Source organism: Pseudomonas sp. PS01270 (assembly GCF_029959775.1).
GTDB classification, from domain to species: Bacteria; Pseudomonadota; Gammaproteobacteria; order Pseudomonadales; family Pseudomonadaceae; genus Aquipseudomonas; species Aquipseudomonas atacamensis.
Genome location: NZ_JASCPT010000038.1, coordinates 22,195 through 42,292, shown reverse-complemented (window position 1 = coordinate 42,292; position 20,098 = coordinate 22,195). Strand labels below are relative to the sequence as shown.

Here is a 20,098-nt window from a genome sequence, read left to right as displayed (position 1 = left end):
ACGACGCAGATGTGGTCAGGAAGGTACAGGTGGGAGGCGAAATCTTCTGGAGGAATCGGGAATACAAGATCGGAAAGGCTTTTTATGGCAGGTGCATAGCGATCAGGGAGACGACGGAGGACGGTATCCACGATGTCTACTGGAGTAGACATCGTGTCGCTCGAATCGACTTGAACTTGCAGATCGTGACGGCAGGTAAGAAGATCTAAAACCGTCCACCATGTCTCCGAAAATGTGTCCACCATGTCCCCGGTACATACAGGGAGAGGGCTAGGGTGAGGGGAAAGCGGCGAAACACGGTTTCACAAGAGCGACACAATTTCCCTACAAAATCCACGACTCGCTACGTTTAAACTCCCCGCCGCGATCATCAGCCATGGCGGCTGATTGACATCCTGCCGGGCAATTGCGCATTTTGTTTCATTTGCGCAGGCTTGGGCTCAGGCGCAGCATGTCCAGCCCGGTGTCGACCCAGCGTTCAGCCTCGGCATGCAGTTCGAAGCTGTCCGGGGCCAGCAGCCAGCCGTACAGCAGGCCGTCGATGTAGGCATGAATGCTGATCGCCGCGCGGGCAGTGTCGAGGTCTTCCGGCAACTGGCCGCGATTCACCGCATTACGCAGGGTCAGGCCGATGCGCACGTTGCAATCGAGACTGGCCGTCCGGCGCTGCTGGCGCAGATCGCACATTTCATCGGTGAATTCGCACTTATGAAACAGAATTTCGTTGATGCGCCGGGTTTTCGGGTCCAGTGCAACTTGATGAAACAAATGAATCAGCAACTGCCGCATGCAGCCCAGCGGGTCCGGTTCGTCCTCGCTTTCGCTGGCCTTGGCCAGTTCATCCAGCGGTTCGTGCAGGCTGTCGAGCATGGCCTGGACCAGATCGGCCTTGTTGCTGAAATGCCAGTAGATGGCGCCACGCGTCACGCCGGCGAGGGTCGCGATGTCCGCCAGGGTGGTGCGGGCAACCCCCCTTTCATAAAAGGCTTTCTCGGCCGCTTCCAGAATCTGGCTGCGGGTTTCCTGAGCTTCCTCTTTGGTACGACGGACCATGGCAGTAAAACCTCAAACAGGATGTTTCAGGGATGGCTGAATATCCGCTGAATAAAGAGGGGGCGATCTCTCGTGAATCGACTCCCCGGCCTACAATTTCAAACCTTGCGACGACTTTTGTATCAGGGTGGGTACGCGGCGCAGGTGTTTACAAACAACCATGAACGTAAGTATATTACTTAGCAAGCTACTTATCCACCCGGTGCCCGATTTTTACTCTTTCACACTTCTTGTGCGCTTCTTGCGCGCCTGACCCGAGGATCTTCATGCAATTCAAGCCAGCTGTTACCGCTCTGGTCACTGCCGTCGCCCTGGCATCGCTGCTCAGCGGATGTAAAAAGGAAGAAGCGGCCCCTGCCGCTCCGCCTCCTCAGGTCGGCGTCGTCACCCTGCAACCACAAGCCTTTACCCTGACCTCGGAACTTCCGGGCCGCACCAGTGCGTTCCGCATCGCTGAAGTTCGCCCGCAGGTCAACGGCATCATTCTCAAGCGTCTGTTCAAGGAAGGCGCCGACGTCAAAGCCGGTCAGCAGCTTTATCAGATCGATCCGTCGGTCTATGAAGCGACGCTGAAAAGTGCCGAAGCCAACCTGCGTTCGACCAAGTCGATCTCCGACCGCTACAAGCAACTGGTCGATGAGCAAGCCGTAAGCCGTCAGGAATACGACACCGCATTGGCCAACCGCCTGCAATCGGAAGCGTCGCTTCAGACTGCGCAGATCAACGTGCGTTACACCAAGGTCTATGCGCCGATCTCCGGCCGTATCGGCCGCTCTTCGGTGACCGAAGGCGCACTGGTAAGCAATGGCCAGGCCGATGCAATGGCAGTGATTCAGCAGCTCGACCCGATCTACGTCGACGTCACCCAGTCGTCGGTGGAACTGCTGGAACTGCGCCGCGAACTGGAAAGTGGGCGTCTGCAGAAGGCTGGCGACAACGCCGCCGCAGTCAAGCTGACCCTGGAAGACGGCAGCCAGTACAAGCTCGACGGCAAGCTGGAATTCTCCGAAGTCTCGGTTGACCAGACCACCGGCTCGGTGACCCTGCGCGCAGTGTTCCCCAACCCGGATCACACCCTGCTGCCAGGCATGTTCGTCCACGCCCAGTTGCAGGCCGGCGTCAACAGCGCAGCGATCCTCGCGCCACAGCAAGGCGTGACCCGCGACCTCAAAGGCACCCCGACCGCACTGGTCGTCGGCGCCGACAACAAGGTCGAACTGCGTCAGCTCAAGGCCAGCCGCACCGTCGGCAGCCAGTGGTTGATCGAAGACGGCCTGAAAGCCGGCGATCGTCTGATCACCGAAGGGCTGCAGTACGTCAAACCGGGCGTCGAGGTCAAAGCGACCGAGGCGACTAACGTCGGCACCAAGAACCCGGCCCCCGCACAGGCAGCTGACAAAGCCGCCGGCGGCAAAGGGGAGTAACCCATGTCAAAATTCTTCATCGACCGTCCGATTTTCGCCTGGGTAATCGCCCTGGTGATCATGCTGGTCGGGGCACTTTCGATCCTGAAATTGCCGATCAACCAATACCCGAGCATTGCGCCACCGGCCATTGCGATCCAGGTGACCTACCCAGGCGCGTCCGCACAAACCGTGCAGGACACCGTGGTACAGGTCATCGAGCAACAGCTCAACGGTATCGACAACCTGCGTTATGTGTCGTCGGAAAGTAACTCCGACGGCAGCATGACCATCACCGCGACCTTCGAGCAAGGCACCAACTCCGACACCGCGCAGGTTCAGGTCCAGAACAAGCTGAACCTGGCCACCCCGCTGCTGCCGCAGGAAGTGCAGCAACAGGGTATCCGCGTGACCAAGGCAGTGAAGAACTTCCTGCTGGTGATCGGCGTGGTGTCGCGTGACGGCAGCATGACCAAGGACGACCTGTCCAACTACATCGTGTCGAACATGCAGGACCCGATCTCGCGGACCGCCGGTGTCGGTGACTTCCAGGTCTTCGGTGCGCAGTACGCGATGCGTATCTGGCTCGACCCGGCCAAGTTGAACAACTTCAACCTGACCCCGGTCGACGTGAAGAATGCGATTGCTGCGCAGAACGTCCAGGTGTCGTCCGGTCAGCTCGGTGGCTTGCCTGCCGTGCAGGGCCAGCAACTGAACGCGACGATCATCGGCAAGACCCGTCTGCAGACCGCCGAGCAGTTCAAGGAAATCCTGCTCAAGGTCAACAAGGACGGCTCGCAGGTTCGCCTCAAAGACGTGGCTGAAGTCGGCCTCGGCGGCGAGAACTACGCGATCAGTGCCCAGTTCAACGGCAGCCCGGCTTCCGGTCTGGCGGTGAAACTGGCCAACGGCGCCAACGCCCTCGATACGGCCAAAGCGCTGCGCAACACCATCGACAGCCTCAAGCCGTTCTTCCCGCAAGGCATGGAAGTGGTGTTCCCGTACGACACCACTCCGGTGGTGACCGAATCGATCAAAGGCGTGGTGCACACGCTGGTCGAAGCGATCGCGCTGGTGTTCCTGGTGATGTTCCTGTTCCTGCAGAACTTCCGCGCCACCGTCATCACCACGATGACCGTGCCGGTGGTACTGCTCGGTACATTCGGCATCCTCGCCGCCGCCGGTTTCAGCATCAACACCCTGACCATGTTCGGCATGGTGCTGGCCATCGGTCTGCTGGTGGACGACGCCATCGTCGTGGTGGAAAACGTCGAGCGGGTGATGAGCGAAGAAGGCTTGTCACCGAAGGAAGCGACAAAGAAATCCATGGGCCAGATCCAGGGTGCACTGGTCGGTATCGCCCTCGTGCTCTCGGCGGTACTGCTGCCGATGGCGTTCTTCAGTGGTTCCACGGGTGTGATCTACAAGCAGTTCTCGATCACCATCGTGTCGGCCATGGCCCTGTCGGTACTGGTTGCCCTGATCTTCACCCCGGCGCTGTGCGCAACCATGCTCAAGCCGATTCCGAAAGGCGAGCACGGTACCCCCAAGAAAGGTTTCTTCGGCTGGTTCAACCGCAATTTCGACCGTGGCGTACGCAGCTACGAGCGCGGCGTCGGCAACATGCTGACCCGCAAGGCGCCGTATCTGCTGGCGTACCTGTTGATCGTGGTGGGCATGATCTGGCTGTTCACCCGCATCCCGACCGCGTTCCTCCCGGAAGAAGACCAGGGCGTTCTGTTCGCTCAGGTGCAGACCCCGGCCGGTTCCAGTGCCCAGCGTACGCAAGTGGTCGTGGACGAAATGCGTGAGTACCTGCTGCGTCCGAACAAGGACGGCGGTGAGGCGGACGCGGTGGCTTCGGTGTTCACCGTGACCGGCTTCAACTTCGCCGGCCGTGGGCAGAGCTCGGGTATGGCGTTCATCATGCTCAAGCCGTGGGGCGAACGTAACGCCGACAACAGCGTGTTCAACCTCGCTGCGCGTGCCCAGCAACACTTCTTCAGCTTCCGCGACGCGATGGTGTTTGCCTTCGCCCCGCCAGCGGTTCTGGAATTGGGTAACGCCACCGGTTTCGACGTGTTCCTGCAAGACCGCGCCGGTATCGGTCACGAAAAACTGATGGAAGCGCGCAACCAGTTCCTCGGCATGGCGGCGCAAAGCAAGGTGCTGACCCAGGTGCGTCCGAACGGCCTGAACGATGAGCCGCAGTTCCAACTGGAAATCGACGACGAGAAGGCCAGTGCCCTCGGCATCACCATCAGCGACATCAACAACACCCTGTCGATCGCGCTGGGCAGTAGCTACGTCAACGACTTCATCGACCGTGGCCGGGTGAAGAAAGTCTACGTGCAGGGCCAACCGGACTCGCGCATGAGCCCCGAAGACCTGAAGAAGTGGTACGTGCGTAACGCCGAAGGCACCATGGTTCCGTTCTCGGCGTTCGCCAAGGGCGAGTGGGTCTACGGTTCGCCGAAGCTGGCGCGCTATAACGGTGTGGAAGCGGTCGAGGTCCTCGGGGCTCCGGCGCCGGGCTACTCCACCGGTGAAGCGATGGCTGAAGTCGAAGCGATTGCCAAGAAGCTGCCGTCCGGTGTCGGTATATCCTGGACCGGTCTGTCCTACGAGGAACGTCTGTCCGGCTCGCAAGCACCAGCGCTGTACGCCCTGTCGCTGCTGATGGTGTTCCTGTGTCTGGCGGCGCTGTATGAAAGCTGGTCGATTCCGATCGCGGTCATGCTCGTGGTACCGCTGGGGATCATCGGTGCGCTGATGGCCACCAGCCTGCGCGGTCTGTCCAACGACGTGTACTTCCAGGTGGGTCTGTTGACGACCATCGGTCTGGCGGCTAAAAACGCCATTCTGATCGTCGAATTCGCCAAGGAACTGCATGAACAGGGACGCAGCCTGCGTGAAGCGGCAATCGAAGCCTGCCGCATGCGTCTGCGCCCGATCATCATGACCTCGCTGGCCTTCGTTCTCGGTGTTGTGCCGCTGGCGATTTCCACCGGCGCCGGTTCAGGCAGTCAGCACGCGATCGGTACCGGCGTGATTGGCGGTATGCTCACGGCCACGATCCTGGCGATCTTCTGGGTCCCACTGTTCTTCGTTACTGTGTCGTCCATCGGTCGGCGCAAAAAGACCGACGCGGATGACACTACTGAAACTCCTAAAGAGGCTGGCCAATGAGCAAGTCGCTACTCTCCATCGCAGTCGCCGCCTTCGTGCTGAGCGGTTGCTCGCTGATACCTGACTATCAGCAGCCTGAGGCTCCGGTCGCAGGCCAGTACCCGCAGGGGCCGGCGTACTCGCCGGCCCAGGCTCCGGCGCAAGCCGCTGCCGAACAGGGCTGGAAGCAGTTTTTCCATGACCCGGCCCTGCAACAGCTGATCCAGGTCGCCCTGGAAAACAACCGCGACCTGCGTGTCGCGGCGCTGAACATCGACGCTTACGCGGCGCAGTACCGCATCCAGCGCGCCGACCTGTTCCCGGCAGTGTCGGCCAATGCCGCCGGCAGCCGCCAGCGTCTGCCGGCCCGTGCCTCGCAGACCGGCGAGTCGATGATCAGCAGTTCGTATTCCGCGACCGTAGGCGTCAGCGCCTACGAACTCGACCTGTTCGGTCGGGTGCGCAGCCTGAGCGAGCAAGCGCTGCAACAGTACTTCGCTACCGAGGAAGCACGCCGCAGTACGCAGATCAGTCTGGTCGCCAACGTCGCCAACGCCTACCTGACCTGGCAGGCGGACAAGGAACTGCTCAAGCTGACGCAGGACACCCTCGGTGCCTTCGAAGAAAGCTACAAGCTGACCAGCCGCAGCAACGAAGTCGGTGTGGCTTCGGCGCTGGATCTGGCGCAGTCGCGCACTTCCGTGGAAAACGCCCGGGCGCAACTGGCGCGTTATACCCGCCAGGTCGCGCAGGACGAAAACAGCCTGACCCTGCTGCTCGGCACCGGTATTCCGGCCAACCTGCAAACGGCCAAACCGCTGTCCGATGATCTGCTCAGCGATGTGCCGGCCGGTCTGCCTTCGGACCTGCTGCAACGTCGTCCGGACATCCTCCAGGCCGAGTACAACCTGAAGGCGGCCAACGCCAACATCGGTGCGGCCCGTGCAGCGTTCTTCCCGAGCATCAGCCTGACCGCCAACGCGGGCAGCCTGAGCCCGGATCTGTCCGGTCTGTTCAAGGGTGGCTCGGGGACGTGGCTGTTCCAGCCGCAGATCAACCTGCCGATCTTCAACGCCGGCAGCCTGCGCGCCAGCCTCGACTACGCCAAGATCCAGAAGGACATTGGCGTGGCGAACTACGAAAAGTCGATTCAAACGGCCTTCCAGGAAGTCGCCGACGGCCTCGCCGCCCGCCAGACCTACACCGAGCAGCTGCAAGCGCAGCGTGACTTCGTTCAGGCCAACCAGGATTACTACCGCCTGGCCGAACGTCGCTACCGCATCGGCGTCGACAGCAACCTGACCTTCCTCGATGCCCAGCGTCAGTTGTTCAGCGCACAACAAGCGCTGATCACCGACCGCCTCGCGCAGCTGACCAGTGCGGTCAACCTGTACAAGGCCCTGGGCGGTGGCTGGAATGCGCAGACCGCGCAGAACGAAGCGCTGAAAAAAGAAGCCCCGAAGATGAAGCTGTTCTGATCATCATCGGCTGAATACAAGGAGCCCACCGATTGGTGGGCTTTTTGTTGCCTGAGAATCAAAAGATCGCAGCCTTCGGCAGCTCCTACATTTGAAATGCGTTGCCCTGTAGGAGCTGCCGAAGGCTGCGATCTTTTGATCTTCAATGCTGTTCGATAATCGCCCAAAACCCGCTTTTCCCAATTGAATCCCAACATCCGCCCCCCGCACCATTCGCTCCACAAAACCAATAACAACAGGTTCGACACCATGCTCCCGCGCCCTGCCCCGTCCGGCTGATTGCCATCGTTTCACCCCTGAATACTTTCCAAGTCTGCACCCCGAAAACCGGCCGCAGCGCACCCGTACGCCCTAAAAAAACAAGAGAGACCCAAGTCCATGACAGTTTTCCCTGTGCCCTACACATTGCCCGCTGTGATCGCCCTGGCCATCGCCGGTCTGGCCCTGCCAGCCAGCGCCGAAGAAGGCGGCTTCGTTGAAGGCGCCAAGGTCAACCTGAACCTGCGCAACTTCTACATCAACCGCAACTTCACCAACCCGACCAAAACCCAGGGCAAGGCTGAAGAGTGGACGCAGAGTTTCATCCTCGACGCCAAATCCGGCTTTACCCAAGGCACGGTCGGTTTCGGCATGGACGTACTCGGGCTGTATTCGATCAAGCTCGATGGCGGTAAAGGCACGGGCGGCACGCAGTTGTTGCCGCTGGACCATGACGGCCGCCCGGCGGACAACTTCGGCCGCACCAACGTCGCTTTCAAAGCCAAACTGTCCCAGACCGAGGTGAAGGTCGGCGAGTGGATGCCGGTATTGCCGATTCTGCGTTCGGACGACGGTCGCTCGCTGCCGCAAACCTTCCGTGGCGGCCAGATCACCTCCAAGGAAATCGCCGGCCTGACCCTCTATGGCGGCCAGTTCCGCGCCAACAGCCCGCGCGACGACAGCAGCATGAGCGACATGTCGATGACCGGCAAAGCCGCGTTCACCTCTGATCGTTTCAACTTCCAGGGCGGCGAATACCTGTTCAACGACAAGCGCACACAGATCGGCCTGTGGAACGCGCAACTCAAGGACATCTACAGCCAGCAGTACCTCAATGTGCTGCACAGTCAGCCGCTCGGCGACTGGACGCTGGGCGCCAACCTCGGCTTTTTCTACGGTAAGGAAGATGGCAGCGCGCGTGCCGGCGATCTGGACAACAAGACCTGGTACGGCATGTTTTCGGCCAAGTACGGCGGCAACACGTTCTACCTCGGCCTGCAGAAACTGACCGGCGACAGCGCCTGGATGCGCGTCAACGGCACCAGCGGCGGCACCTTGGCCAACGACAGCTACAACGCCAGTTATGACAACGCTCAGGAACGCTCCTGGCAGTTGCGCCACGACTACAACTTCGCCGCCATGGGCATCCCTGGCCTGACCCTGATGAACCGCTACATCAGCGGCGACAACGTGCACACCGGGACGATCACCGACGGCAAGGAATGGGGTCGCGAATCGGAACTCGGTTACACGGTGCAGAGCGGCACGTTGAAGGATTTGAACGTCAGATGGCGCAACTCGACCATGCGTCGCGACTTCAGCAACAACGAGTTCGATGAAAATCGCCTGATCGTCAGCTACCCGATCAGCCTTCTCTAACCACACATGCCCCACTGTGGGAGCGAGCCTGCTCGCGAAAGCGCAGCTTCAGTCGACATTTCTGTCGAATATGAAATGGCCTTCGCGAGCAGGCTCGCTCCCACATTTGATTCCCATCACAGATGCATGCCATTGGTCAGGCCATGTAGCGCTTTTGCGGGCGACAGTTACAGTGAGCAAACCTGAAGGACTCAGGTGCTCCAACCCTTCACGCTTCCGTTTCGTAGTCGGTCTCCAGCTGTGCACCAGGTTGTCATCGGAAGACACCATCTGATCACCGGAGGATCACCTCATGATCACGCGCCGCACCACTGCATCCGATTGGGACGCCAAGGCGTACCAACAGTTTTCCCGTCTCAGACAACGTCCGGTCAACGAATTGCTCGACCGTATCGACCTGCAAAACCCCCAACGCATTTACGATCTGGGCTGCGGCACCGGCATCGCTACGCAGTTGCTGGCCAAGCGTTGGCCGCGTGCGCATTTGCAGGGCATCGACAGCTCGGCGCAGATGCTCAACGAGGCCCGAAGCCTGCCGATCAAGGCCTTGTGGAAACAATCTGATCTGCTGGACTGGCAGCCTGAGCAACCGGCGGATCTGTTGTTCGCCGCCGCTGTGCTGCATTTTCTCGATGACCACGAAACCTTGCTGCCGCGCCTGCTCGGCTATTTGAATCCTGGCGGCTGCCTCGCAGCGCACATGCCGGATTGGCGCGATGCGTTGTGGTATCGGTTGATGCTGCAAACGTTGGAGGACGCCGGCCCCGGGGGCGCACCATTGGGCACACCGGAACTGCGCCGGCGCATGGCCGCGCGGCCGCTACTGACGCTGGAGGACTACTACCGTCTGCTCGCGCCAATGACCGCATCGCTGGACATTTGGGAGACCGAACAACTGCAAGTGGTCGACTCCAAATCGCCGGTGTATGACTGGATCAAGGTCTCGGCGTTAAGACCAGTCATGCAGGCGCTGGATTCAGCGCAGCAGGCGCGATTCATCTATCACTACCTGATGCGGGTGCATGAGCATTATCCGCAAGAGGAGGATGGGCATACGTTGTTTGCGTTCAAGCGGATATTCATTGTCGCCCGGGTTTGAGTGCATGTGCTGATTAACACATCACGGCGTCTGCCGCTTTCGCGAGCAAGCTCGCTCCCACATTTGTTTTGTGATCGACACAACTCCAATGTGGGAGCGAGCTTGCTCGCGAAGGCGTAATTTCGGGCGCCATCAATCCCGGGATTCGACTCCTAGCTCATCCCACACCGACTCCGCCAGATGAAACGTCGCATTCGCCGCCGGGATGCCGCAGTAGATCGCGCTCTGCATGATCACTTCCTTGATCTCGCCACGGCTCACGCCGTTGTTGGCCGCCGCGCGCAGGTGCAGTTTCAGTTCGCCCTCGCGGTTCATGCCGATCAGCATGGCGATGGTGATCAGGCTGCGGGTATGACGGGGCAGGCCCGGGCGGGTCCAGATGTCGCCCCAGGCGTGGCGGGTGATCATCTCCTGGAATTCGGAGTTGAACTCGGTCAGCGTGGTCAGGCTGCGATCGACGTGGGCATCGCCCAGCACCGCGCGGCGTACTTGCATGCCTTCGTCGTAACGTTGTTTCTCGTCCACAAATTCTTCCTCACTGAGCCTGCAAAAACGCCAGCACACGGTCGCTGAAAGCGGCGCCGGCCTGCACGTTGGACAAATGCGCCGCATGGAACTCGGCGTACTCGGCACCGCGCACGTGGTCGCGGATGAAGTGCCCGCCGGACGGCGGCGTCACCGCATCTTCGCTGCCGGCAATCACCAGCAACGGCACGTTGATCGAAGCCAGTTGTTCACGGAAATCGGCATCGCGCACGGCCGCGCAGTTGGCCGCATAGCCTTGTGGATTGGTTGCGGCAAGCATGTCGGTAATCTTCTTCGCCGCCTCGGGATGGGCTGCGGAAAAGTCCGGGGTGAACCAGCGCGCAATCGAGGCATCACGCAGTGCGACCATCGCCGCCGGGCCGTCGCGCAATACGGTTTCGATGCGTGGATTCCATACCGACGGATCGCCGATTTTCGCCGCCGTGTTGCACACGATCAGTTTGTGCAGACGATGCCCGGCGTTGATCCCCAGCCACTGACCGATCAGCCCGCCCATCGACAGTCCGCAGAAATGCGCGCGCTCGATATGCAGCGCATCGAGCAGACCGAGCACGTCGCGACCGAGTTGTTCGATGCTGTACGGCCCCTCGGTGACCAGCGATTGCCCATGGCCGCGCGTGTCGAAACGCAGCACGCGGAAATGCTCGGTGAACGCCGGCATCTGCGCGTCCCACATGTGCAGGTCGGTGCCCAGCGAGTTGGACAGCACCAGCACCGGCGCCTCCGCCGGGCCCTCAATTTCATAGTGCAGTTCGCCATCGGCGAGTTGAACGAAAGCCACAGCCCTCTCCTTCAGACAGTCAAAGCGTTGTGTTCAGCCACCGCGCGCTCGACCCAGACTTGCGCCTGGCCGAGGTAATGCGCGGGGTTGAGAAGATCATCGAGTTCAGCGCCACTGAGTTCGGCGGTGACTTGCGGCTCGTCAGCGAGGACCGCACGCAGATGGCGCTGCTCGGCCACTGCGCGTTTGCAGCATTGCTCGAGCAGATGATGCGCGGTGTCGCGGCCGACGCGTTGGGCGAGGACGATGCTCACCGCTTCGGCCAGCACCAGGCCTTGGGTCAGTTCGAGGTTGCGGGCCATGCGCGCCGCGTCGACTTCCAGACCGTCGGCCAGCAAGCGCGCCTGTTGCAGCGAACCGGACACCAGGCAGCAGATCTCCGGCAGGGTTTCCCATTCGGCGTGCCACAAACCGAGACTGCGTTCGTGTTCCTGCGGCATCGCGCTGAACAGCGTCGACACCAGCCCCGGCACCCGCGTGGCCGCGCCGATCAGCACCGCCGCGCCGACCGGGTTACGTTTGTGCGGCATAGTCGAAGAACCGCCCTTGCCCGGTGCCGCAGGCTCGAACACTTCCGCCGCTTCGGTCTGCATCAACAGGCTGATGTCGCGGCCGAATTTGCCGAGGCTGCCGGCGATGAGGCCAAGCACCGCGCCGAATTCGACGATGCGATCACGCTGGGTGTGCCACGGTTGCTCGGGCAGGGTCAGTTGCAGCTCTTCGGCCAAGGCCTCAGCGATCGGCAACGCCTGTGCCCCCAGCGCCGCGAGGGTGCCGGAGGCGCCACCAAATTGCAGCACCAGCAGACGCGGTTTCAGCTCCTGTAGACGCTGACGGCTGCGCGTGACGGCGCCCAGCCATCCAGCGATTTTCATCCCGAGAGTCACCGGCGTGGCATGTTGCAGCCAGGTGCGCCCGGCCAGTGGCGTGGTAGCGAAACGTTGTGCCTGAGCTGCGAGCGAGTCGGCCAGTTGCGCCAGTTGGTCTTCAATCAGCGCCAGCGCCTGGCGCAATTGCAGGACCAGCCCGGAATCCATCACGTCCTGACTGGTCGCGCCCAGATGCACATAGCGCTCGGCTTCGGCATCGCTCGAAGCGATCTGCTTGCCCAAGGCCTTGACCAGTGGAATCGCCGAATTGCCGGCCGTGGCAATCGCCTCGCCCAGCGCTGCGAAGTCATACAGACCGGCGTCGCACGCTGCGGCAATCGGTGCCACGGCCGATGAAGGAATCAGCCCGACCCGCGCCTCGGCCCGGGCCAGCGCCGCTTCGAAATCGAGCATCGCCTGCACCCGGCCCTGATCGCAGAACACTTCGCGCATATCGTGGGCGGTGAAGTAGGCATCGAACAATTGATTGCCCGGTCGCTGAGTCATAAACAGTCCTTGCCGGCGCGGGCCTCGCAGCCCGCGCACATGGGTTTACAGATCGTGGTGCAGATACTTCGCCTGCTTGGGCAAACGCAGGCTGAACAGGAAAGCCACCGCCATCATCGCCGTGACGTACCAGTAGAAGGCGTTTTCCATGCCGCCGGCCTTGAGGCTCAGGGCCACAAACTCTGCCGAGCCGCCGAAGATTGCATTGGCCACCGCGTAAGCCAGGCCGACACCGAGGGCGCGCACTTCCGGCGGGAACATCTCGGCTTTTACCAGACCGCTGATCGAGGTGTAGAAGCTGACAATCGCCAGCGCCAGGGTGATCAGCACGAAGGCGAGGAACGGGCTGCTGATGCTTTTCAGGCTGAGCAGAATCGGCACGGTGAACAGCGTGCCGAGGGCGCCGAACCAGAGCATCGAGTTACGTCGGCCGATCTTGTCGGCGAGCATGCCGAACAACGGCTGCATGCACATATACAGGAACAGCGCGCCGGTCATGATGTAGCTGGCGGTCTTGGCGTGCATGCCGGCGGTGTTCACCAGGTATTTCTGCATGTAGGTGGTGAAGGTGTAGAAAATCAGCGAGCCGCCGGCGGTGTAACCGAGGACGGTGATGAACGCCGCTTTGTGATCGCGAAACAGTGCAGTGATGCTGCCGGCGTCTTTGTGCGCACGGGTTTCCTTATTGGTGGTTTCCTTCAGCGAACGACGCAGGAACAGCGAAATCAGCGCCGCCACCGCACCGACCACGAATGGAATCCGCCAGCCGTAGGCACGCAGATCCTCTTCAGTGAGGAACTGTTGCAGCACCACCACCAGCGACACCGCCAGCAATTGCCCGCCAATCAGCGTCACGTACTGGAACGAGGCGAAGAATCCGCGCTGGCCCTTGAGCGCGACTTCGCTCATGTAAGTCGCGGTGGTGCCGTACTCGCCGCCCACCGACAGACCTTGCAGCAAACGCGCGAACAGCAACAGCACTGGCGCCCAGACGCCGATGTCCTTGTAGGTCGGCAGGCAGGCAATCAGCAGCGAGCCGAAGCACATCATCAGAATGGAGATGAGCATCGAGTTTTTGCGCCCGTGCTTGTCAGCGACCCGGCCGAAAATCCAGCCACCAATCGGACGCATCAGGAACCCGGCAGCGAACACGCCAGCGGTGTTGACCAGTTGCACGGTGGGGTTATCGGAGGGGAAAAACGCCGGGGCAAAATAGATCGCGCAGAAGGCGTAGACGTAGAAGTCGAACCATTCGACTAGATTGCCGGAGGAAGCGCCGACAATGGCGAAGATGCGCTTGCTGCGCTCTTCGCCGGTGTAGTGGGAGGTGGTGGTTGTCATTGTTTTTTCACTCGATAGGGACAGTCACAGTCTAGACATACTTTGCAACAGTCCCGTTCCACATCGGATCATCACTCAAGTCTGGATCAGCCTTTGTGGCGAGGGGATTTATCCCCGCTCGAGTGCGAAGCACTCGCAAATCAGATACACGCGGTTCATCTGAATACCGCGCCGACTGGTTTTTGGGGCTGCTTCGCAGCCCAGCGGGGATAAATCCCCTCACCACAGGGACTCTGTCCTGCAGGGGATTTGGGGTGTTCTCTCAATAATCGAAGAACACCGTCTCGGCATCGGTGCCCTGCAGAACCACATTCCACTGGTACACACCCGACGCATCCGCCTTGGCCAGCAACGTCTGGCGACGCTCCGCCGGCACGCACTCGAGCAACGGATCAGCAACGTTTGCCGGTTCGCCCTCGAAATAAATCCGCGTCAGCAAGTGCTTGACCAGACCGCGAGCAAACACCAGCACCACCAGATGCGGCGCCTGGGTCGAGCCTTTCAACCCCGGCACGGTGCCCGGTTTGATCGTGGTGAAACGGAAGCGCCCTTCGGCATCCACCGGCACCCGGCCGAAGCCTTCGAAATTCGGGTCGAGCGGTTTGTCCTGGTGATCTTCCGGGTGGTCGTACTTGCCGGCGGCGTTGGCCTGCCAGACTTCGAGCATGGCGTCGTTGACGACATCGCCATTGCCGTCCACCACTTGGCCGGTGATTGCCACGCGCTCGCCGAGGGTCAGCTCGTTGGCCAGGGTTTCGCGGTTCAGCCAGGTCAGGCCGATGTGGTAATACGGCCCGACGGTGTGGGACGTGGTCGCATAGAGCGTCATCTTATTTCTCCATCGGCGTGGCTTCACGGCCGCGCAGCACGATGTCCCAGCGGTAACCGAGGGCGTAGGACGGAATGGTTTTTTCCAGATCGAAACTGGCGATCAGGCGTTCCTTGGCCGAAGTGTCCGGCACGCAGTTGTAGATCGGGTCATACGCCAGCAACGGGTCGCCGGGGAAATACATTTGCGTGACCAGTCGGGTGAGGATGCTCGGCCCGAACAGGGAAAAGTGGATGTGCGCCGGGCGCCAGGCGTTGTGGTGGTTGCCCCACGGATAGGCGCCGGGCTTGATGGTCTGGAACTGGTACCAGCCATCGGCATCGGTGACGGTGCGGCCGGTGCCGGTGAAGTTCGGGTCCAGCGGCGCGTCGTGCAGGTCGCGGGCATGGTTGTAGCGGCCGGCGGCATTGGCCTGCCAGATCTCCACCAGAATCCCCGGCACCGGCAGGCCGTCTTCGTCGAGCACGCGGCCGTGAATGATGATGCGCTCGCCCAACGGCTCGCCGTCGTGCTGTGCGGTCAGGTCATTGTCCTTCTCGACAACGTGTTCGGCACCGATGGTCGGCCCGGTGATTTCCGACAGCGAGTGCGGCAGGTGCACCAACGGCTTGGACGGCGAGCGCAGGTTGGTGGATTGATACGTCGGGTGCAGGTAGTCAGGCTGAGTGCCTGCCTGTGGGCGACGGTAACCAGGCTTGTCAGTCATTTCGCTTTCCTCAGTTCTTGTAAGTGCCGCAGTGCGTCAGACACGTTCGATGGCCAGGGCCAGACCCTGGCCAACACCGACGCACATGGTCGCCAGACCTTTCTTGCCGCCAGTCTTTTCCAGATGATGCAGGGCGGTCAGCACCAGCCGCGCACCGCTCATGCCCAACGGGTGACCGAGGGCAATCGCGCCGCCATTCGGGTTGACCTGCGGCGCGTCATCCGCCAGCCCCAGTTCACGCAGTACCGCCAGACCTTGGCTGGCAAACGCTTCGTTGAGCTCGATCACGTCGAAATCGCTGACCGCGACGCCAAGGCGCTCGTTCAGTTTGCGCACCGCCGGCACCGGGCCGATGCCCATCACCCGTGGTGCGACGCCGGCGCTGGCCATGCCGAGCACTTTTGCGCGGGCGGTCAGGCCGTGTTTTTTCACCGCTTCGGCCGAAGCCAGAATCAGCGCAGCAGCACCATCGTTGACCCCGGAGGCATTGCCGGCGGTGACGGTTTTGTCCGCGCCATTGACTGGCTTCAGTTTGGCCAGCGCTTCAATCGTAGTGTCGGCGCGCGGATGTTCGTCCTCGCTGACCACGGTTTCGCCCTTTTTGTGGGCGATGCGCACTTCGACGATTTCTTCAGCGAAGTAACCGGCAGCCTGCGCGGCGGCGGTACGTTGCTGACTGCGCAGAGCAAAGGCGTCCTGATCTTCGCGCGAAACCTTGTAGTCGTCGGCAACGTTGTCAGCGGTCTGCGGCATGGCATCGACGCCGTACTGCGCCTTCATCAGCGGGTTGATGAAACGCCAGCCGATGGTGGTGTCTTCCAGTTTCATGTTGCGCGAGAACGCCGCGTCGGCCTTGCCCATCACGAATGGCGCGCGGGACATCGATTCGACGCCGCCGGCAATCGCCAGCTCCATCTCGCCACTGGCGATGGCGCGGAATGCCGTACCGATCGCGTCCATGCCCGAAGCGCAGAGGCGATTGAGCGTAACGCCCGGCACGCTGTCCGGCAGACCGGCGAGCAGCAATGCCATGCGCGCAACGTTGCGGTTGTCTTCGCCGGCCTGGTTGGCGCAGCCGAGAAACACCTCATCGACGGCATTCCAGTCCACCGATGGATTGCGCTCCATCAGGGCCTTGATCGGCACGGCGGCGAGGTCATCGGCGCGCACGGCGGACAGTGCGCCGCCGAAACGGCCGATAGGGGTGCGAATCGCGTCGCAGATATACACGTCACGCATCATGCTTCTCCCGGCGCCTGACCGTGGGCGGCAGCGGTGCGCGCCTCAAGATCACGCAGTGCGGTCAACTCGACTTCGGTCGGCTCAGCGGTGGTTTCAACGGAGTCGGCAAAACGAATCGCCCAACCGGTGGCGGCGACCACTTGCTCGCGGCTCACGCCCGGATGCAGCGCGGTGACCACGAATTCATGGGTGCCCTCCTCCGGTTCCATGATGCACAGGTCGGTGATGATGCCCACCGGCCCGGCGCCCGGCAGGCCGAGACGTTTACGCGAATCGCCACCTTCGCCGTGACCGACCGAGGTGATGAAGTCGAGCTTGTCGACAAACGACCGCGCCGACTGTTTAAGGATGATCAGCACGCTTTTCGCCGAACCGGCAATCTCCGGCGCGCCACCGGCACCCGGCAGGCGCACTTTCGGCGCGTGGTAGTCGCCGACCACGGTGGTGTTGATGTTGCCGAAACGGTCGACCTGCGCGGCGCCGAGGAAACCGACGTCGATGCGCCCGCCCTGCAGCCAGTAGCGAAAAATCTCACCGGTCGGCACCACGGTGTCGGCGGTCTCGGCCAACTCGCCGTCACCGATCGACAGAGGCAGTACGCTCGGCTTGGCGCCAATCGGGCCGGATTCGTAAATCAGCACCACGTCCGGCGATGAAGTCAGGCGCGCGAGGTTGGCGGCTTTCGATGGCAGGCCGATGCCGACGAAACATACCGAGCCGTTCTTCAGGCGCCGGGCCGCCGCGACGGTCATCATTTCATTGGTGGTGTAAGTCATTACTTGGCCTCCGAAGCAGCGGCCAATTTGGCCTGGAATTCGCTGAAGTCAGCGCAGCCATGGATGTATTGGTTGATCCACGCGGTAAACGTCTCACGGTCGCGAGCGATCGGGTCCCACGCCTGATAGAAACGATTGTCACGCTCGGTGTAACCGTGGGCGTAGGACGGATGCGCGCCACCCGGCACATGGCAGACCGCACTCAAGGCCCAGGTCGGCAGTACGCAAGCGTTCATCGGTGCGTTGAGGTCGTCGACGATTTCTTCCACGGTGACGATGCAACGTTTGGCGGCCAGCGCGGCTTCTTTCTGCACACCGAGAATGCCCCAGAGCAACACGTTGCCTTTGCGGTCGGCCTTTTGCGCGTGAATCACGGTAACGTCCGGGCGCACCGATGGCACTGCCGCCAGCACTTCGCCGGTGAACGGGCAGGTCACGGTTTTGATCAGCGGATTGACCTTCGGCAGGTCGGAGCCGGCGTAGGCACGCAGCACTGCGAACGGCAGGCCGGACGCGCCGGCGACGTAGGCGTTGGCGAGGTCGGCGTGGCTGTGTTCTTCGATTTCCAGCGGATGCGGCCATTGTTTTTCGACCGCGTCACGCAGGCGGTGCAGCGAGCCCACGCCCGGGTTGCCGCCCCAGGAGAAAATCAGTTTGCGCGCGCAACCGGCGCCGATCAGTTGGTCGTAGATCAGGTCAGGCGTCATCCGCACCAGCGTCAGATCTTTCTTGCCTTGACGAATGATTTCATGACCCGCTGCCGTAGGGATCAGGTGAGTGAAGCCTTCGAGGGCGACGGTATCGCCGTCGTTGACGAATTGCTTCACCGCGTCGTGCAGCGAAAGGATCTCAGCCATGGAGCGGGCTCCTGTTCTTGTAAGGAATCGCCAGTGATAAAAAGGCGCGAGGTTCAGCGCCGGAGTCACTGAAGATTAAGCTCGGGAAATTCGCCAAACAATCCGATAATCGACTGAGTGTTCGTTTATCGAACGGATTGTTGCTTGCCTAAAGATCGTTCCCACGCCCCGCGTCGGAATGCAGCCCGGGACGCTCCGCGTCCCTGTACAGCCGAACGCAGAGCGTCCATAGAGGCATTCCCACGCGGAGCGTGGGAATGATCGTGGGTCTGCGTCAGGTCGCATCCGCATGACTGACCATGCCTTTGATCAGCACCGCCGCCGTCGCCAAACCGGCCGGGATCACCAGTGCGGTCAGCACTTGCTCGAAATTCCAGCCCAGGCCGAGCAAGGTTGCGCCCATCCACGCGCCGAGGATCGCGCCGAAGCGGCCGATGCCGAGCATCCACGACACACCGGTCGCGCGGCCTTGAGTCGGGTAGAAGCGCGCGGCCAATGACGGCATCGCCGATTGCGCGCCGTTGACGCACATGCCCGCCACCAATACCAGCGTCGCCAGCAAGGTGATGTTGCCCAGGCTCTGCCCCACGGCGTAGGCAAACACCCCGGCCAGCAGGTAGAAAATGCCGATGACCTTGTGCGGATTGAAGCGATCCATCGCCCAGCCCACCCCGACCGCGCTCAACACGCCGCCAAACTGGAACAACGCACCGATGAACGCGGCCTGTTCCATGCTCGCGCCGCTGTCGCGCATCAGCGTCGGCAGCCAACTGGTCAGCAGGTACACAATCACCAGGCCCATGAAATAGGTCAGCCACAACAGCAGCGTGCCGGTGCTGTAAGTGCCGGAGAAGATCACCGCAAAGACATTGCGCGCCTTCACGGTCTTCTGTTCCGGCACGCTGAAGCTCGCAGCCTGGGCAACGGTAACCGGGTCGATCGGCGCGAGGGTCTTGCGTACTTTGTCGGTGCCACGGTTGCGCACCACCAGGTAGCGCGCCGATTCCGGCAGCCAGAACACCAATACCACGGCGAGGATCAGCGGCAGGATCCCGCCGATCATCAGCAGAGCATGCCAGCCGAACGCCGGGATCAGCTTCGCGGAGATGAAACCGCCGCCGGCCATGCCGAGGTTGAAGCCGCAGAACATGCTGGTCACCAGCAGCGACTTCTTGCGCTCGGGTGTGTATTCCGAAAGCAGGGTCGTGGCGTTGGGCATGCCCGCGCCGAGACCGAGGCCGGTGAGGAAGCGCAACACCAGCAGTTGTTCGACGTTGGTGCTGTAGGCCGAGGCCAGGCTGAAGCCGCCGAACAGAATCACCGCACCGACGAGGACGACTTTGCGCCCGAAGCGGTCAGCCAAAGGGCCGGAGCCGAGCGCGCCGAAGACCATGCCGATCAGCGCAGCACTCATCACCGGGCCTAGGCTGGCGCGATCAATGCCCCAGTCTTGCGACAGCGCCGGGGCGATGAAGCCCATGGCGGCGGTGTCTAGGCCGTCGAGAAATACGATCAGGAAACACAGGATCACCACCCGCCACTGATAGCGCGAGATCGGTTGGGCGTTGATGAAGGTCTGCACATCGAGGCAGTTACCCACAGCGGACTGAGGCTGGTTCATTATTTTTATTCCACGCAAAAAACGCAGTCGAACGGCGGCCGGCCAAAGTAAGGCACGGTCACAAGAATAGAAGGTTGTAATCAGGCGTTGCGGTGAACCCGGCAACAACGGGTGGGATACAGACAGTCGGGGAGCGAGCGCATGGTGAGTTGCCTCTTGTCATTATTATGGGGTCGACAGTCCG

16 protein-coding genes and 1 pseudogene are annotated in these 20,098 nt (G+C 61.5%); 6 read left to right on the top strand and 11 right to left on the bottom strand.

What is annotated here, in order from left to right; genetic code table 11:
• Window positions 1–209, top strand: a pseudogene (locus QMX86_RS13430) (IS481 family transposase); the annotation flags it as partial.
• A gap of 211 nt (window positions 210–420) precedes the next feature.
• On the opposite strand, the gene emhR reads toward QMX86_RS13430, so the two are convergent.
• On the bottom strand, window positions 421–1,053 hold the full coding sequence (gene emhR, locus QMX86_RS13425) for an efflux system transcriptional repressor EmhR (protein ID WP_024011948.1): 633 nt from the start codon (window positions 1,051–1,053) through the stop codon (window positions 421–423).
• A gap of 266 nt (window positions 1,054–1,319) precedes the next feature.
• On the opposite strand from emhR, the gene emhA reads away from it, so the two are divergent.
• The 5 genes from emhA (at window position 1,320) to QMX86_RS13400 (ending at window position 9,839) form a co-directional block, all read left to right on the top strand.
• A complete protein-coding gene (gene emhA / locus QMX86_RS13420) occupies window positions 1,320–2,477 on the top strand; it encodes an efflux RND transporter periplasmic adaptor subunit EmhA (RefSeq protein WP_039762673.1) in 1,158 nt (385 codons plus the stop codon).
• 3 nt (window positions 2,478–2,480) lie between these two features.
• Window positions 2,481–5,645 (top strand): efflux RND transporter permease subunit EmhB, encoded by a 3,165-nt coding sequence (gene emhB / locus QMX86_RS13415; RefSeq protein WP_151551974.1) that lies wholly within the window; start codon window positions 2,481–2,483, stop codon window positions 5,643–5,645.
• A complete protein-coding gene (gene emhC / locus QMX86_RS13410; RefSeq protein WP_282387072.1) occupies window positions 5,642–7,102 on the top strand; it encodes an efflux RND transporter outer membrane subunit EmhC in 1,461 nt (486 codons plus the stop codon). The genes emhB and emhC overlap by 4 nt, the downstream gene beginning before the upstream one ends.
• A gap of 378 nt (window positions 7,103–7,480) precedes the next feature.
• A complete protein-coding gene (locus QMX86_RS13405) occupies window positions 7,481–8,740 on the top strand; it encodes an OprD family porin (protein WP_282387073.1) in 1,260 nt (419 codons plus the stop codon).
• Window positions 8,741–9,032: 292 nt separating this feature from the next.
• On the top strand, window positions 9,033–9,839 hold the full coding sequence (locus tag QMX86_RS13400) for a methyltransferase domain-containing protein (protein ID WP_282387974.1): 807 nt from the start codon (window positions 9,033–9,035) through the stop codon (window positions 9,837–9,839).
• A 132-nt stretch (window positions 9,840–9,971) separates the two neighbouring features.
• Here the strand turns inward: QMX86_RS13400 and pcaC are convergent, their stop codons facing one another.
• The 10 genes from pcaC to QMX86_RS13350 all read right to left on the bottom strand — a co-directional run bounded on the left by pcaC (window position 9,972) and on the right by QMX86_RS13350 (window position 19,914).
• Complete coding sequence (gene pcaC / locus QMX86_RS13395) at window positions 9,972–10,364, bottom strand: 4-carboxymuconolactone decarboxylase (RefSeq protein WP_024011942.1); 393 nt, start codon at window positions 10,362–10,364, stop codon at window positions 9,972–9,974.
• Between the two features lie 10 nt (window positions 10,365–10,374).
• Window positions 10,375–11,166: a 3-oxoadipate enol-lactonase gene (gene pcaD, locus QMX86_RS13390; protein WP_016771335.1), complete on the bottom strand. Its 792-nt coding sequence runs from the start codon at window positions 11,164–11,166 to the stop codon at window positions 10,375–10,377.
• An 11-nt stretch (window positions 11,167–11,177) separates the two neighbouring features.
• Entirely contained in the window at window positions 11,178–12,542 is a 1,365-nt protein-coding gene (locus tag QMX86_RS13385) for a 3-carboxy-cis,cis-muconate cycloisomerase (RefSeq protein WP_122706412.1), read from the bottom strand.
• A gap of 45 nt (window positions 12,543–12,587) precedes the next feature.
• Window positions 12,588–13,883: an MFS family transporter gene (locus QMX86_RS13380; protein ID WP_041478914.1), complete on the bottom strand. Its 1,296-nt coding sequence runs from the start codon at window positions 13,881–13,883 to the stop codon at window positions 12,588–12,590.
• A gap of 262 nt (window positions 13,884–14,145) precedes the next feature.
• Window positions 14,146–14,712, bottom strand: coding sequence for a protocatechuate 3,4-dioxygenase subunit alpha (gene pcaG / locus QMX86_RS13375; protein WP_071174625.1), 567 nt, complete (start codon window positions 14,710–14,712; stop codon window positions 14,146–14,148).
• A 1-nt stretch (window position 14,713) separates the two neighbouring features.
• Window positions 14,714–15,418: a protocatechuate 3,4-dioxygenase subunit beta gene (gene pcaH, locus QMX86_RS13370; protein WP_282384802.1), complete on the bottom strand. Its 705-nt coding sequence runs from the start codon at window positions 15,416–15,418 to the stop codon at window positions 14,714–14,716.
• A 36-nt stretch (window positions 15,419–15,454) separates the two neighbouring features.
• Window positions 15,455–16,660, bottom strand: a complete 1,206-nt coding sequence (gene pcaF, locus QMX86_RS13365) for a 3-oxoadipyl-CoA thiolase (RefSeq protein WP_282384800.1) — start codon at window positions 16,658–16,660, stop codon at window positions 15,455–15,457.
• Complete coding sequence (locus tag QMX86_RS13360) at window positions 16,657–17,436, bottom strand: CoA-transferase subunit beta (protein WP_071174622.1); 780 nt, start codon at window positions 17,434–17,436, stop codon at window positions 16,657–16,659. The genes pcaF and QMX86_RS13360 overlap by 4 nt, the downstream gene beginning before the upstream one ends.
• The gene (locus QMX86_RS13355) at window positions 17,436–18,293 is read right to left on the bottom strand and encodes a CoA transferase subunit A (protein ID WP_282384796.1); all 858 of its coding nucleotides are present in this window, start codon (window positions 18,291–18,293) and stop codon (window positions 17,436–17,438) included. The genes QMX86_RS13360 and QMX86_RS13355 overlap by 1 nt, the downstream gene beginning before the upstream one ends.
• A 274-nt stretch (window positions 18,294–18,567) precedes the next feature.
• Entirely contained in the window at window positions 18,568–19,914 is a 1,347-nt protein-coding gene (locus tag QMX86_RS13350; protein ID WP_073475852.1) for an MFS transporter, read from the bottom strand.
• Between the last annotated feature and the right edge of the window lie 184 nt (window positions 19,915–20,098).

Excerpts from the sequence above, each read along its gene's own strand:
- emhR (WP_024011948.1), bottom strand. The coding sequence starts at position 1,053 with ATGGTCCGTCGTACCAAAGAGGAAGCTCAGGAAACCCGCAGCCAGATT.
- emhA (WP_039762673.1), top strand. The coding sequence starts at position 1,320 with ATGCAATTCAAGCCAGCTGTTACCGCTCTGGTCACTGCCGTCGCCCTG.
- emhB (WP_151551974.1), top strand. The coding sequence starts at position 2,481 with ATGTCAAAATTCTTCATCGACCGTCCGATTTTCGCCTGGGTAATCGCC.
- emhC (WP_282387072.1), top strand. The coding sequence starts at position 5,642 with ATGAGCAAGTCGCTACTCTCCATCGCAGTCGCCGCCTTCGTGCTGAGC.
- QMX86_RS13405 (WP_282387073.1), top strand. The coding sequence starts at position 7,481 with ATGACAGTTTTCCCTGTGCCCTACACATTGCCCGCTGTGATCGCCCTG.
- QMX86_RS13400 (WP_282387974.1), top strand. The coding sequence starts at position 9,033 with ATGATCACGCGCCGCACCACTGCATCCGATTGGGACGCCAAGGCGTAC.
- QMX86_RS13385 (WP_122706412.1), bottom strand. The coding sequence starts at position 12,542 with ATGACTCAGCGACCGGGCAATCAATTGTTCGATGCCTACTTCACCGCC.
- QMX86_RS13380 (WP_041478914.1), bottom strand. The coding sequence starts at position 13,883 with ATGACAACCACCACCTCCCACTACACCGGCGAAGAGCGCAGCAAGCGC.
- pcaG (WP_071174625.1), bottom strand. The coding sequence starts at position 14,712 with ATGACGCTCTATGCGACCACGTCCCACACCGTCGGGCCGTATTACCAC.
- pcaH (WP_282384802.1), bottom strand. The coding sequence starts at position 15,418 with ATGACTGACAAGCCTGGTTACCGTCGCCCACAGGCAGGCACTCAGCCT.
- pcaF (WP_282384800.1), bottom strand. The coding sequence starts at position 16,660 with ATGATGCGTGACGTGTATATCTGCGACGCGATTCGCACCCCTATCGGC.
- QMX86_RS13360 (WP_071174622.1), bottom strand. The coding sequence starts at position 17,436 with ATGACTTACACCACCAATGAAATGATGACCGTCGCGGCGGCCCGGCGC.
- QMX86_RS13355 (WP_282384796.1), bottom strand. The coding sequence starts at position 18,293 with ATGGCTGAGATCCTTTCGCTGCACGACGCGGTGAAGCAATTCGTCAAC.
- QMX86_RS13350 (WP_073475852.1), bottom strand. The coding sequence starts at position 19,914 with ATGAACCAGCCTCAGTCCGCTGTGGGTAACTGCCTCGATGTGCAGACC.